Annotated in this window: 12 protein-coding genes and 1 pseudogene; 8 read left to right on the top strand and 5 right to left on the bottom strand. The window is 69.0% G+C overall.

Annotated elements, in window-relative coordinates:
• The 3 genes from U9978_RS16990 to U9978_RS16980 all read left to right on the top strand — a co-directional run.
• Positions 1-209 (top strand): hypothetical protein (locus U9978_RS16990; RefSeq protein ID WP_322762119.1); only part of this gene is annotated, 209 nt, incomplete at its 5' end.
• Position 210: 1 nt separating this feature from the next.
• Complete coding sequence (locus tag U9978_RS16985) at positions 211-1,404, top strand: SLC13 family permease (RefSeq protein ID WP_322762118.1); 1,194 nt, start codon at positions 211-213, stop codon at positions 1,402-1,404.
• A gap of 82 nt (positions 1,405-1,486) precedes the next feature.
• Entirely contained in the window at positions 1,487-2,218 is a 732-nt protein-coding gene (locus U9978_RS16980) for a hypothetical protein (RefSeq protein ID WP_322762117.1), read from the top strand.
• Here U9978_RS16980 and U9978_RS16975 read toward each other — a convergent pair.
• From U9978_RS16975 to hemE, 5 genes are all read right to left on the bottom strand, one after another.
• Positions 2,205-2,957: a class I SAM-dependent methyltransferase gene (locus U9978_RS16975; protein ID WP_322762116.1), complete on the bottom strand. Its 753-nt coding sequence runs from the start codon at positions 2,955-2,957 to the stop codon at positions 2,205-2,207. The two genes, U9978_RS16980 and U9978_RS16975, sit on opposite strands and share 14 nt — an antisense overlap.
• Positions 2,958-4,406 carry a sugar transferase gene (locus tag U9978_RS16970; RefSeq protein WP_322762123.1) on the bottom strand — a complete coding sequence of 483 codons (1,449 nt, stop codon included), beginning with the start codon at positions 4,404-4,406 and terminating at the stop codon, positions 2,958-2,960.
• Between the two features lie 932 nt (positions 4,407-5,338).
• Positions 5,339-6,124, bottom strand: coding sequence for a hydrogen peroxide-dependent heme synthase (hemQ, locus tag U9978_RS16965; protein WP_322762115.1), 786 nt, complete (start codon positions 6,122-6,124; stop codon positions 5,339-5,341).
• 84 nt (positions 6,125-6,208) lie between these two features.
• Positions 6,209-7,666, bottom strand: a complete 1,458-nt coding sequence (gene hemG, locus U9978_RS16960) for a protoporphyrinogen oxidase (protein ID WP_322762114.1) — start codon at positions 7,664-7,666, stop codon at positions 6,209-6,211.
• A gap of 151 nt (positions 7,667-7,817) precedes the next feature.
• Positions 7,818-8,894 carry a uroporphyrinogen decarboxylase gene (gene hemE / locus U9978_RS16955; protein WP_322762113.1) on the bottom strand — a complete coding sequence of 359 codons (1,077 nt, stop codon included), beginning with the start codon at positions 8,892-8,894 and terminating at the stop codon, positions 7,818-7,820.
• A 241-nt stretch (positions 8,895-9,135) separates the two neighbouring features.
• Here hemE and U9978_RS16950 point away from each other — a divergent pair, with 241 nt between their 5' ends.
• The 5 genes and pseudogenes from U9978_RS16950 to U9978_RS16930 form a co-directional block, all read left to right on the top strand.
• Entirely contained in the window at positions 9,136-9,537 is a 402-nt protein-coding gene (locus tag U9978_RS16950) for a DUF3817 domain-containing protein (RefSeq protein WP_322762112.1), read from the top strand.
• A gap of 575 nt (positions 9,538-10,112) precedes the next feature.
• The gene (locus U9978_RS16945; protein WP_322762111.1) at positions 10,113-10,745 is read left to right on the top strand and encodes a DUF3000 domain-containing protein; all 633 of its coding nucleotides are present in this window, start codon (positions 10,113-10,115) and stop codon (positions 10,743-10,745) included.
• A 221-nt stretch (positions 10,746-10,966) separates the two neighbouring features.
• Complete coding sequence (locus U9978_RS16940) at positions 10,967-12,370, top strand: HRDC domain-containing protein (protein WP_322762110.1); 1,404 nt, start codon at positions 10,967-10,969, stop codon at positions 12,368-12,370.
• A gap of 65 nt (positions 12,371-12,435) precedes the next feature.
• Positions 12,436-13,767, top strand: coding sequence for a thiolase family protein (locus tag U9978_RS16935; protein ID WP_322762109.1), 1,332 nt, complete (start codon positions 12,436-12,438; stop codon positions 13,765-13,767).
• Positions 13,764-14,788 (top strand): annotated as a pseudogene (locus tag U9978_RS16930) (enoyl-CoA hydratase/isomerase family protein); the annotation flags it as partial. The gene U9978_RS16935 and the pseudogene U9978_RS16930, both read left to right, overlap by 4 nt.

Below are 14,788 nucleotides of genomic sequence, written 5' to 3'. Positions count from 1 at the left end.
CCGGGTGGGCGGCGTTGGCTCCCGACGGCGGGTACAAGGTCGGCGGCGACGTGGCCGGCGAGATCTGGCATGTCATCGGTATGTGCCGGTTCGAGCTGGGTGAGCTCGACGACTACCTGGACGCCGTGCGTCCGATGCCGATGGATGCGGTCTTCGGACCTCCCGCAGTAGAGCACCCACTACAGACCGCAGCAGACCCGCATAGATAGCATGTGCCCAGTGGCGATCGCCCGGATCTTCCTCCTGGTCGCGGCTGTGGTCGGTGTCTTCGTGCGGCCCGTGCGGTTGCCGAACTGGGCGGTGCCGGTAGCCGCCGCGGTGATGCTGCTCCTCATCGGTGCCATGACCGCCGACGCCGCGTTCGACGCCGTACGCCCGCTCCTTGCGCCGCTGGCGTTCCTGCTGCTGGCCGTGCCACTCGCGGTGATGCTGGACAGACTCGGCTTCTTCGCGGCGCTGGCCGCCCTGGTCGACACCGGCCCGAACCCGCGCCTGGGTCTGTGGATACTCGCCGCGGCGGTCACGACCTTCCTCAACCTCGACGCGTCGGTGGTACTGCTCACCCCGCTGTACATCCGGATCGCGCGTCAGCACGGGTTCAACCAGACCATGCTGGCCGTGCAACCGGCGTTGCTGGCCTGCCTGGCCTCCAGCGCGCTGCCGATCTCAAACCTCACCAATCTGATCGCCGCTGACACCTACGGGCTCGGTGTCGCCGACTTCGTCGTCAGGCTCGGACCCGCCTCGCTGGTGGCGGTGGCGGTCGGCTGGGTCTTCTACCGGCGGGCCGACACCACCGCCACGGTTGCGCACGATCAGGTGCGGGATCCCATCGACCCGCGGGCCTTACGGTTGGGAACACCCATCGTCATCTTCGTGGTGCTCGGTTTCACCGTCGGCGACCTCGTGGACATCCCCGCCTGGGCGGTGGCCGGTGTCGCCGACATCGTGCTACTGGCCCTGACCCGGACGGTTCGGGTGCGCGACATTCCCTACGGCGCGGCTGCCCTGGCCCTCAGTCTGGGAATCGTGGCCACCGCCGCATCCCCGCACCTGGGCCTCGGCGCCCTTTTCAGCGGTTCCGGAACCCTCGATCAGCTCCGGGTCGCAGCGGTCGCAGCCCTCGGCGCGAACACGATCAACAACCTGCCTGCCCTGCTCATCAGCCTGCCAGAGGTCAACGCGCATTCGGCAACGCTGTGGCCGCTGTTGTTCGGCGTGAACTTCGGACCTGTTCTCGTCCTGCACGGCTCACTGGCCGGCCTGCTCTGGCGTGATACGGCCGCCCGCCTCGGCGTTGAGGTGAGCGGCTGGCAGTACACCAGGCTCGGTCTTCGGATCGGCCTGCCCGCGCTGCTCGCCGGTCTCGCCGTCGTCATCGGCACCGGAACATTCATGGGCTAAGAGCGACCGGCATCTGGGACACTAAGAGCGCCCCGCGACGCCGAACCCGTCGACGTGAATGCATCAAGCTGAGGAGTTCACCGTGTCTTCTTCGACATCCGTCACCCTGGATGTAGTCCTCCTGCTCCCCCGGAATGTGCGGGAACAAGCGATCTCGTCGAGCAGAGCGCTGGCAGCGCGCATGGCGAGCAACGGCTTTCCGTCCCACTTCCGCCTGGGCGAACCGTACGATGCCGAGGCCGACGGCGGCTGCGAACCGCACGTGTCGCTGTTCATGCTCGCCGTCGCACCGTCCGAGGTGCCCGACGTCGTCGATGCGGTGCGCGAGGTCGCCACCGCGTCGACGCCGCTGCATGCCGTCGGGGACGAATATCGGCACAACCCGCATGGCGCGCCCGAGATGTACTTCGCCCGGTCCACCGCATGGGTTTCCCTCCAGCGCAGTGTGATCGAGGCGGTGGAACCACTACGCCGAGGACGGCTGCGCGATGTCGGCCCGTCCGGCGAACGTCTGCATGATGTGATGACCCGCCGGCCGCCGGCCGACCCGGTCGCCACCGCCCAGCTCGCCCGGTACGGCTACGACGAGGTGGCGGACGCCGACGGCGACCGCTTCAACCCACACGTGACGCTCGCCTGGCCCGACGACCCGAATTCCCGCATCAGCCTGACGGACCTACCACCGGCGCAGGTCTACTCCGGCGTCCTGTCGGAGATAGCGGTGTACGGCATGAGCCCGTATGGCACCTGCACCACCGGCCATGCGACATTCCCACTGCGCACACAGCGTTCGTCGACTTTTACGGGATCTTGACGCCGACGAGAACCAGCGAACCGCCGATCGACGGGAACATCCGCGCGAGGAAGCGCACGGAGAGACCTCGATCCTCCCCGCCCACGACCACGTAGTTGGAGCGGAACCCGACGGGCCGGAATCCGCAGGTGTGGAAGGTCCGCACCAGCGACGAGTAGGTGAACGGCCGTATATGCAGTGTCAGATACGGATGCAGGGCGTCGATCTGGCGGGGGCTCCGCCCGAGCAGAAAACGAACGCGGTCCTGCAACGTGGCGAGGTTCGGTGTGGTGACCACCAGCGCGCCACCCGGGACTAAGATCCGCCAGCATTCCCGGAGAAAGGCGACCGGGTCGAAGAGATGTTCGATGATCTCACCGGCGAAGACACCGTCCACGGTCGCGGACCGCAGGGGCAGCGGGTGCGAGAGGTCGGCTCGCACCAGGGGGATATGGCCGGATGTCGCCCGGTCGGGTCGCTGGGTAACCATATCTACCATCACGGTGCGGGCGCCGCGCCGGCACAGTCCTTCGCTCACGGTCGGCGCCCCGGCACCCAGATCGGCGATGAGGGGGCGCGCGACCCGCCGGCGCGTCTCACGCATCAACAGGTCGGACGCATCGGCTACCCGGCGTGCATGGTAGGGGGTACCGAGGTAGGCGGCGACCTGCGTTCCGTCCGGGTAGGAACGCAGGTTCGCGGCAAGGATCGGGTCCACGACGATCGGGGCGGCGACGATCAGGCGACGACCCGACGACACTCAGTAGGCACCCTCGCGACGCACGACGGCGAACAGCGTCCGCCAGAGGATCACGAAGTCCATGGCCAGCGACCAGTTCTCGACGTAGCGCAGATCCAGGCGGATCGACTCGTCCCACTCCAAGTCGGAACGGCCGCTGATCTGCCACAGTCCGGTGAGTCCGGGCTTGACCATCAACCGGCGATGTACGTCCCCTTCGTACCGCGCCACCTCCGACGGCAGCGGCGGCCGCGGACCGACCAGGGACATGCTTCCGTTGAGGACGTTGAACAGCTGAGGTAGTTCGTCCAACGACCATTTGCGCAGGAAGCGCCCGACCGGGGTCACCCGGGGATCATTACGCATTTTGAACAGCAGGCCCTCGGAACGCTCGTTCGCCCCGCGGAGCCCCTCCAGGCGCGCTTCGGCGTCGATGTACATCGAACGGAACTTGTACATCCGGAACGAATCACCACCGCGACCGACCCGGGTCTGCTTGAAGATCGCCGGACCCCGACTGTTCAGCCGCACCGCGATTGCGAGCCCCAGGAGCAACGGCGCGAAAATCATGACTGCGGCCAGCGCGAGACAACGGTCGACCAACGCCTTCAGGACCCGCCGGGCACCGGTGAGCTCGGGTTCCTCGATATGGAGGAGCGGAAGGCCCGCCACCGGGCGGATCGAAATACGGGGACCGGTGACGTCGGTGAGTGCGGAACTCACCAGAACGTCGACGTCGCTGCCTTCGAGAGCCCACATCACCTGTCGAAGCGTGTCGCTGTCCAGCTGCGGACAGATAGCCACGGTCGTCGCCCTCGTGGCCTGGATCGCGGTGTGGAGGCTGTCCAACGTTCCGACGATCGGAACCCCGAGCAGGTCGAAACCGCTTCGTTCAGGCAGGTCATGGCTGTGGCGGCCCGGGGAACGATCAAGACAGACCCCGACCACCGACCATCCGGACGTCGGGTCACGATGAGCCAGGCGGACGAGCGTCGCCGCCGACTCACCGGCACCGACGACCAACACCCGGTGCAGACAGCGACGATTTCGCCGCATATGGTGAAGAATGCCACGCCCACCACTCCGGCCGACAACCGAAAGGATGGTGGCGACCGGAAAAGCGATGAGAATGTAGCTTCGAGCAATCTCAAGTTTTGTCGCGTAGGAAATCACCGCGACGCACGCGGTGATCCGGGCCGCCGCGTTCACGACCCGCTTGAACTCCTCCGAACCGCCGCCGAGAAAACGTCCCTCATATGCACGCCCGAAAGCCATCGACAGCGCCCAGGCCACCGGCAGTAAGCCGCTTATCAGGATGTACGGCCACGAAGACTGTACCGGATGGTCACCAAAACGCACAAAAAACGCGATAATCGCGGCCAGCACGCAGCCCAGGACGTCGAACACGATGAGAAGGCGAACGTACCTGCGCTCCCAGGCGACCTGAGCACGGTAGCCCACCCGTTCCATCGCACCCGTGGCCGCTGATTCCGGGACCGCGGAGCGACGCCGGCGAGACTGCCGGCCGTCCTCGGCGATGTCGCCGAAGTCGGGCGCAGCTTGATCCCACATGTCGAAACCACGGACGAGGGGTGCCAATCTGGCCCCCGCCGCTGCCCGAGCGTCACCGGGCATTGTCTCCGTCACTGCCAGCCCCCCCAGGACTCGGACGATTTCTCACTGTCTGCAATCATAAAATCTTGATCCGCACGATCAGACGACCTACTGCCAGCGCTCCGCCACGACCGTGTGGATGTACCCACCCGAATCGTTGCGACCACCGCAGAACAATGTCGATCAACCAGGAACCAGCCTCCGCGGCGGCCGTGCAGGCGTCGTCGAACGCCGTGGCCGGCGGGTCGGATACCCGGACGGGCGACATCGTCGTTCGATCTCCGGCAGCGCGTACTCCGTTCCTCGGTGGGGCATGAACACCATCGCGCGACAGGGTCGACAGGCCACAACAGAACCAATCGCGGGCCCCGAGAATCTCGCCCGTGCCAACAGATCGGCAAACCGAGCCGCCGCGTTCCGGCCGCCGTTGTCAGATCCTACGGGAACCGTGAATGGCGTGTCGGAGCAACCGCGTGGATTACCACACGGAAAACCGTACCGGTACCACTCGGGAAGCAACTCGGCGACCCCTTGAGGCTACCGGAAGCGGTCGGCGAGGTGGCGCGGATCAGACATCCATGAACTTGTGGTAACCGATGGTAGCAGAGAATCACAGCCATCCACGATCGAGGACGAAGTTACACGCCGTAATTGCAGCATAATAACCAGTTTACCCGGAACGCCCACCTGAGTGCCCGTCCGAATGAGGTGCCCACGGCCCGACGGAGAAAAAATCAGTATGAACCAGAACAAAGCGCACTATTGCGCCGGCAGGTCGCGGCCGGACGCTACGGCAACGCCGCAACGAGATCAGCGACCGGCTTGCGAACCCCGGTGAAGAACGGCGTCTCCAACCGGGTATGCGCCCGCGCCCGGCTGCCGCGCAGGTGCCGAAGGCAGTCGACAATCCGGTGGAGATCGTCCGCCTCAAAAGCCAGCAACCACTCATAGTCACCGAGACCGAAAGCAGCTACCGTGTTCGCCCGCACATCAGCGAACTCCCGACCCATGATCCCGTGTTCGGCCAGCATGCCCCGGCGTTCGTAGTCGGGAAGCAGATACCACTCCAGCGACCTGTTGAACGGATAAACACAGACATACGCTCGGGGATCCTCGCGCCGGACATAGGCGGGGACGTGGTTGCGGTTGAACTCGGCAGGCCGGTGCAGGCCGACCCCGGACCACACCGGGGCCATGGCCCGCCCCAGGGCACTCTGACGGAACCGCTGGTAGGTCTCCTGCAGCAGATCCGGATCCGGACTGGTCCACCACAGCAGGACGTCGGCGTCCGCGCGGTACCCACTCAGGTCGTACACACCGCGGGTGTAGACGTCCTTGGCCAGTGCGCCGGCAAGCAGGCCCTCCACCTCCGCGACGATCCCACCGCGGTCCGCGGGTAGCGGGTCCCGCGCCGCGAAGACCGACCAGGAGGTGTAGAGGAGCTCGGCATTGAGATCGCGTGCGGACAGTGCGGAAGTTCCCGGGGAGATCTCGGTACCGGGCTGGATGGGGCCTGCGGCCGCACGACCAGATTCATGATCGTGCGGGCTTCGGCCGCTCGAAGTCTCGGACATGGCCCAATTGTCGCCCAGCCACCGCTGGCGGGCCGGGCGGTGCCCTCTGACCACCCGGTGCGCCTCACCACCCGGTGCGCCTCATCACCCGGCCCGCCCGGTCCGCACCGCCTCGTCGGCGCGTAGCACCGTTTCCGCTGCGGCCTCGCCGGACCGGACGCACGCCGGGATACCGACCCCGTCGTATCCCGCGCCAGCCAACGCAAGGCCGGCGGGCAGCGCCCGGCGTGCGGCCGCGGTCCGGTCCAGATGACCGGGCAGATACTGCGGGAGCGCGTCGGGCCAGCGTGTCACCCGGCTGGCCCCCGGCCGAACGGTCAGCCCGGTCGCGGCGGCGAGCTCGGCCGCGACCACGCCGGCAAGCTCGACATCGCCCCGCTCGAGGTCACGTACGTCGCCGGCCCGCCCGACGCTTGCCCGCACGACGGTGAGATCCGTACCGGCCGACAGATGCGGCCACTTCGCGGACACGAACGTAGCCGCCTTGACGACCCCGCCCGCACGCGGCGGCACCAGATAGCCGCTGCCGGGCGGCAGCCGCGCACCCCGGTACAGGAGAGTGGTCAACGCCACCGATACGTAGGGGACGGCGGCCAGCGGTGCAGCGGCGTGTGGCGCCACCCGCGCCAACAGTGCCCGGGCCACGGGCACAGGTACGGCGAGGATCACGGCGTCGGCATCGATCTCCCTTTCGTCCGACCCACCTGCGCCCGGCCCACTTGCGTCCGACCCACCTGCGCCCGAGGCAGCCGGTGTGGCGGGGGTGCCGGTACCCACGACGGTCAACCGCCAACCCGAAGGCGTCCGGGCCACCGCACGGACGCTCGCACCCAGCACGATCGTCGCCTCACTGGTGTCTGCGACGGCCGCCGCGAACCGTCCGAGGCCACCGCGGACCGAGGCGAACACCGGTGTTCCCACGGGATCCGCCGGCGCGGTGCGTGCTCGCACCCGGTACGCCCCGAGCAACAGCGAGCGATCCTCGGACATGATCGGTATCAGTTGCGGAACGGTGGCGCGCAGGGACATGGCATCGGCCCGCCCCGCATACACTCCGCCCAGCAGCGGGTCGACGAGCCGTTCGACGATCTCGCGGCCGACCCGGGCACCCACGTAGCCACCGACGGTGGGGTCGTCCGGCAGGACAGTACGCGGCAGCACCAGGTCGGCGGCCGCGCGGATCAGCCCGGCCGGTGAGAGCACCCGGGAACGGATCAGGCCGATCGCGTCGGTCGGCACGCCGAGCAGGGTCCGTGGCGGCAGTGGCCGCAGCCGGCCGGAGATCAGCAGCGAGGCCGCCGTGGTCGCCGGATGGACGATGTCGTGGCCCAGCCCGACATGGCGGGCAAGGCGTACGGCGTCCGGTACGCGGGTGAGAAACGACTCCGCACCCTCCTCGATGGGGAGGCCTTCAAACGAGGTCGTCCGCAGTTTGCCTCCGACGCGGTCGCCGGACTCGACCACGGTGACCTCGGCCCGGCCCCGCAGCGCATGGGCGGCAGCCAGCCCCGCGATGCCCGCTCCGACCACGACGACCCGCATGTGGACCCGCTCCTCCCGATCGCGGCCACCTGCCCGATGCGGCCACCGCGGGTCCAGTCTCCCTCCGCGCCCGGCAGACGAGTCGGGGCGCCCGGCAATATCACGGCGCCGGGGACAGAAAACGCGACCGGCGCTGCCGCGTGTCAGGCTGTCATGCCTCGTGAACCAGATCCACGATGTGGGCGAGTACGCCGGGATCGGTCTCCGGGAGCACTCCGTGCCCGAGATTGAACACATGACCGCTCGCCTTGGCACCGCGGGCACACACGTCGTGGACCTTGTCCGCCAGAACGCCCTCCGGCGCGAATACCGCGGTCGGGTCGAGGTTGCCCTGGACCGCGCGGTCGGGACCGATCCGCCGGGCGGCCTCGTCCAACGGGACCCGCCAGTCCACCCCGACGACGTCCGCGCCGGCCTCGGCCATGGCGCCGAGCAGCTCGCCGGTGTTCACCCCGAAGTGGATGCGCGGGACGTCGGCATGCTCGAATGCAGCAAGCACACGCTGGCTGTGCGGGAGCACGTAACGACGGTAGTCGGCCTCGTCCAGTGCCCCGGCCCACGAGTCGAACAGCTGGACTGCGCTCACGCCCGCCTCGACCTGGACCCGCAGATAGCCGATGGCGATGTCGGCGAGGCGGTCCAACAGTTCGTGCCACAACCGTGGCTCGGTGTACATGAGCTCCTTGGTCCGGGCATGCGTCCGGCTCGGGCCACCCTCGACCAGATAGCTGGCAAGGGTGAACGGCGCGCCGGAGAACCCGATCAACGGGATCGGCCCGAGCTCGTCGACGAGCGTGCGGACTGCATCGGCGACATACGGCACATCCTCGCCGCCGACCGGCCGCAGGAGCGCGAGCGCACCGCGGTCGCGGACCGGATCCGCGACGACCGGGCCCACCCCGGCGACGATGTCGATATCGACGCCGATCGCGACGAGCGGCAGGACGATGTCGGAGAACAGGATCGCGGCGTCGGTGCGGAAGCGACGCACCGGCTGCAGAGTGATCTCGGTCACCATGGCCGCATCGCGACAGGAGTCGAGCATGGCTGTCGCGGCGCGCAGCCGGCGATATTCCGGGAGCACCCGGCCCGCCTGCCGCATGAACCACACGGGCGTGTGCTCGGTGGACTCGCCGCGACACGCCCGTAGGAACGGCGCGTCGCGGAGTTCGGACCCTCCTGTGGGCGCGCCCGAGACTCCGCGCCCGGGCGCCGCTGTGCAGTACATGGCCTCGATGGTTGCATGCCGGACGCGCCGGGTGTTCAGGCAGCGACCTCGATCGTCGCGACGTCGGTCACTCTCGACCATCCCGAACCGGCCGATCACAGCATGAGACGGACCGGAGGATGCGACTGACCGGAGGATGAGACGACGGAAGGGACCCGCAGGTTGGCGACCGGACCACGGGCGGCCTCGGCCACGACTACCTTCGACGTGACGTAGAAGAAAATACTGTGGAGGCCCGAACATGCCAGCTGCGAGCGACACCCGCACGAACAGGGGCGAGACGCGGTTGCGTGCCATCGCGCAGGTTGTCTCGGTCGCCGAGGCGACGTCGTTTCTCCTGCTCCTGATCGCAACCACGGTCAAGTACAGTGCCGGCCACCCCGGCGGTGTCCGGGTACTCGGCCCGATCCACGGCGGGCTCTTCCTCGCCTACTGCGCGACGATGATCGCCCTGGCCCGGGGCCGGCGCTGGCCGATGTCGAAGACGCTGCTGGCGCTGGGTGCCGCTGTCCTGCCCATCGCCCCGTACATCGTGGAACGCAGATGGCTGCGCGTTCCCGCCGCGGGTCACTCACGGACGCCGGCAAGCGGCTCGCCCACGTCCACAGCAGCCCCGACGCCCGGTACCGCGCCCGGACTTTAGCGCACCACCACCGGCAACGCTCACCAAAGGCGACCAGACGGACACCCATGGGCATGCACGACACGCCGGGGTCGAATGCGTGGCAACGGGGCAGGTCCGTGCCACCGTCAGGGACGGTCCGAATGGGATGAGAGGGTCCGTGATGTCCACGAACCCTCCCGACATGGACATGGCCTGGGAGTGGTGTTCGGATGGAACGAGTCCATGTGGGCGCCGACGGGTTAACCCAACGGGTGTGCCCCGAGTGCGGTGACACACGCGATTTCGAGCAACCGCCGTGTTCGGACGGGCATGGCGTGGAGTGTCCCGACCGCGCATGCGTCGAGTGCGGAACGGCGCTGTTCATCGATCCGCAGCCGGTCGTCGCCAGGCCGGACCGAGCGTCCGTGGGAGTGCCACCGCGGTTCACCGGCCATCCGGTCCGCCACCGGTCCCGTCATGTCGCCTGACCGGGTGACAGGCGCGGGCAGGTGCATGCAGGTCCGGTCTGCTGCCCGGTCTGCTGCCCGGTCTGATCGTCCGGTCGCCCACGCTCTGTCGCGCGCCTGCGGTCCGGACGTCCTAACGTGACGTCCATGGGCGCATCGCTGTCTCCGGAGGGCGCGCCGGCAGCCTTCGTGGCCGCCACGGCCGCACTACGGGACGCGTTGGGACGGGTCCGGTCAGAGATTGCCGTACACGAACTCCAAGCACCTACCAGGCTGGCGCCGTATGCGTTCGCCATCGCCGGTGGCCTGGTGCGCGACGGTGACGAAGCCGCATCCGGGCGTCTGATCCTCCTCGTCGATCCAGTCGGGCACAGCGCGTGGGAAGGCACCGCGAGGTTCGTCTGCTATGCCCGGGCGGCTGTCGATCCCGAGATCGCCGTGGACCCGTGCCTGCCCGAAGTCGCCTGGTCGTGGCTGCGCGAGGCGCTGGAAGCGAACCAGGCCGCATACCGCGCGATGGGCGGCACCGTGACCATCACGAACTCGAGGCGGTTCGGCGTTCTCGCGGCGGACGGCGACAGCTCGGACGTGGAGCTGCGCTGCTCGTGGTCGCCGGACTGGGCCGAGACGACCGGGGCTGCCGGTCGCCGTGCGTGGCGTCCGGCCGAGGCAGTGGCCCAGCTGCATGCCTTCGCGGACCTGCTCGCCGCCATGGCCGGTCTGCCACCGCGGGTCTGCGGAGTGGTGTCGCTGTCGCCCCGCCGCGACCAGGCCAGATGATCATCGATGAGCACGGTACCGACCGACGCGGAATTGTGATCATGACAGTCATCATCGCACCCTCGTGCGCGATAGTCGAGAACTCTCTGCGCTTGTACGGATGCTGACGGTGAAATTGATCGCCCACTGCAGCCCCGATCACGAGCCCGCTGCGATTTGAGCCGGCCTCGTCCGCCCGAGTGCCGTTCGCAGTGGCTGCTTCAGACGTACCATCGCCGATCGTGACGTCGACGGTTCCGGACTCATCGCACCAGCAGGACCACGATCCAGATGGCAACGCGGAGCAGGCTCGACCGCTGCTGGAGCCGTCCGAAGGCATCCCCTCTGTCATCGTCGACGAGCCTTCGCTGCGGGCGGCCGCGGCACGGCTGGCCGCCGGTAACGGTCCGGTGGCCTTCGACGCCGAACGGGCATCAGGGTACCGGTACAGCCAACGGGCCTATCTGGTCCAGATCCGCCGCCACGGATCCGGAACCCACCTCGTCGACCCGATCGCGGTGCCCGACCTGTCCTGCGTCCAGGACGCCGTCGGTGCTGCCGAGTGGGTCCTGCATGCCGCCAACCAGGACCTGCCCTGCCTGGCCGAGATCGGCCTGCGGCCCACCACGCTGTTCGACACCGAGCTTGCCGGCCGGCTCCTGGGTTACGAGCGGGTGGGCCTTGGGATCATGGTCGAGAAGGTGCTGGGCTTCTCGCTCGAGAAGGGACATTCGGCTGCCGACTGGTCGACCAGGCCGTTACCGGAACCGTGGTTGCGCTATGCCGCACTCGACGTCGAGCTGCTCATCGAGCTGCGCGACGCCCTGCACGGCGAACTTGCCGCGCAGGACAAGCTGCGGTTCGCTCGCGAGGAGTTCGCCGCGATCGCCGCGGCTCCGCCCCGTGAGCCGCGGCCGGAACTGTGGCGGCGTACCAGCGGGATCCACCGGGTCCGCAACCGTCGCCAGCTCGCCGCCGTCCGTTCGATGTGGACGACCCGGGACCGGATCGCCCGCGAACGGGACATCGCCCCCGGACGGATACTTCCCGACAGCGCGATCATCGACGCGGTCCTGCGCAACCCCGCGGACGTCGAGGCCCTGACCCAGCTACCGATCTTCTGCGGCCCGCGGCTGCGCCGAAACGCACAGACCTGGTTCACCGCGCTGCGGGAGGCCGCCGGGCTGCCCGAGGGCGCCCTGCCACCGGCCGTCGCGGCCGCCGGCGACGGGCTGCCACCGCCGAGTCGCTGGGCCGATCGTGATCCGGTGGCGGCAGCCCGCCTCGCCCGGGTACGCGCCTGCTTGGGCGCCATCGCCACCGAGCGGACCATGCCCGTGGAGAACCTGTTGGAGCCGGCCCTCGCCCGCCGGCTCGCCTGGTCACCACCGGCAGCACCGGCAGCACCGGCAGCACCGGCAGCAGCCGAAATCGTCGCTGAGCTGCTGCGCGACGGCGGCGCCCGGCCATGGCAGGTGGAGCTCACCGCCGGCCCGATCGCGAGCTGCCTGTCAGATCCGCCGGAACTGCCAGCTCCACCGGAACGGGCCGAGTCGCCGCAACGGGCCGAGTCGCCGCAACCGCCGGAACCGCCGGAACCGCCGGCGGGACCAGCAGGGTTACCCATTGGTAACAACCTGCCGTAGGCTTCGGTGTGTCGGCGACCACGCCGACACCGGCTTTGTCCGGGTCCCCCGGTCAGGAGGCACAGGTGTTCCTAGCTGCCAGGGACTCCGTCCGCGACGTCGTGTTCGTCGACGGCGTCCGCACTCCCTTCGGCAAGGCGAAGGGGGTCTATGCCGAGACACGCGCGGACGATCTCATCGTCAGGGTCATCCGTGAACTGCTACGGCGCAACCCGTCGCTGCCGGCCGAACGGATCGACGAGGTGGCGATCGCCGCCACCACCCAGACCGGCGACCAGGGCCTGACCATCGGCCGGGTCGCGGCGATCCTGTCCGGTCTGCCGCAGTCCGTACCCGGCTACGCCGTCGACCGGATGTGCGCCGGGGCGGTCACCGCGGTCACGACGACCGCGTCCGCGATCGCCGTCGGCGCCTACGACGTGGCGATCGCCGGCGGGGTCGAGCACATGGGCCGCCACCCGATGGGCGAAGGCGCCGACCCCAACCCCCGTTTCGTCTCCGAGCGGCTGGTCGACCTCTCCGCGCTGGTCATGGGGCAGACCGCGGAGAACGTGCACGACCGCTACCCGACGATCACAAAGGCGCGGGCGGACGCATACGCCCTCGCCTCCCAGCAGAAGGTGGCCAAGGCCTACGCGGACGGCCGGCTCCAACCCGATCTGGTTCCGGTAGCGGCCCGGCACGTCGACAGTGGCTGGGATCTCGTGGCGAGCGACGAACCACCGCGCCCGGACACGACGTTGGCCGGACTCGCCGGCCTCAAGACCCCGTTCCGCCCTCACGGCCGGGTGACCGCGGGTAACGCGGCGGGCATCAACGACGGCGCGACCGGATGCATCCTCGCCGCCGCGGACGTCGCCGGGGAACTCGGTCTCACCGCGAAGATGTCCCTGGTCGGCTTCGGCTTCGCCGGCGTCGAACCCCACGTGATGGGGGTCGGGCCGATCCCGTCCACCGAGAAGGCCCTGGCCCGTACCGGCCTGTCCATCGACGACATCGGGCTGTTCGAGCTGAACGAGGCCTTCGCCGTCCAGGTACTGGCCTTCCTCGACCACTTCGGCATCGCGCAGGACGACCCGCGGGTAAACCCCTACGGCGGCGCGATCGCCCTGGGGCATCCGCTGGCCGCCAGCGGCGTACGGCTGATGACCCAGCTCGCCCACCAGTTCGCCGAGCGTCCCGATGTCCGTTACGGACTCACCGCCATGTGCGTCGGCCTCGGCATGGGCGCCACGACCATCTGGTCGAACCCGCATTTCAACGACGCGTCCAACGCGTCCGACGCGTCCGACGTCCCGGGGGCGGCTGGAAGGCCGAAGGACGCGCGACGATCGTCAGATCGCACGGCCGGCGGCCGCAGTCCCCGGAGCACTAACGGGACCGGAGAGTCAGCATGAGCGCGACCGACACGCCGACCCTCGATCATCCCGACGAGGTGGTGACGCATGCCCACGTGCGCTACGTGCAGGTACCGGATGTCGCGGGGCCGATTGCGCTGATCACCCTTGACAACGGCCTGGACCACACCCGACCGTCGACCTTCGGCCCCGCCGGGCTGCGCAACCTGCTCGCCGCCGCGGCTGAGATCGAGGCGCATGCCCCGGCCGTGTCAGCCGTCGCCGTCACCGGCAAGCCGTTCATCTTCCATGTCGGCGCAGACCTGTCCTTCCGGTCGTCCCGCACCGATCCCCGGGCGGTCCGGCCTGCCATTCACGCGTTGAGCGAGCTCGGGCACACTGCGATGCGCCGGATCGGCGCGGGACGCCTGGCCGGCGCCAAGGTGCCCACCTTCGCGCTGGTCAACGGCGCGGCCATGGGCGGCGGCCTGGAACTGGCGCTGCACTGTGACTACCGGGCAGTGTCCAGCGCGGTCGCGGCGTTGGCCCTGCCCGAGGTCTTCCTCGGTCTGGTCCCGGGGTGGGGCGGGACCCAGCTGCTACCGAACCTGGTCGGCGCGGACCGTGCGGTCACCATCGCCATCGAGAACCCACTGAGCCAGAACAGGATGCTCAACGCCGCTGCGGCGGTCGATCTCGGCCTCGCCGACGTGCTCCTGGAGCCGGCGGACTTCCTGGAAGAGGCCTTGCGCTGGGCCGGGCAGGTCATCCGCGGTGAGATCGACCCGGCCGCCGCGCGGACGCCGGTGCGGCGGGGGCAGGCCTGGGCCGGTGCGGTCGCCCGTGGCCGGGCGCTTGCCGACACCAAGCTGCACGGCGCCGCGCCCGCGGCATACCGGGCGTTGGAGCTGATCGAGCTCGCCGAGACCGCTGATCTCGACTCCGGCCTTGCCGCCGAGGCCGACGCACTCGCCGACGTCGCCGTCACTGACGAGCTGGCCGCCGGCCTTTACGCCTTCGACCTGGTGCAAAAACGGGCGAAGCGTCCGGTCGGCGGGCCCGAGGCGACGCTGGCTCGCCC

This window comes from Protofrankia sp. Cr2, from assembly GCF_963555885.1.
Taxonomy (GTDB): Bacteria; Actinomycetota; Actinomycetes; order Frankiales; family Frankiaceae; genus Protofrankia.
This window is presented reverse-complemented; position numbering and strand designations above follow the sequence as displayed.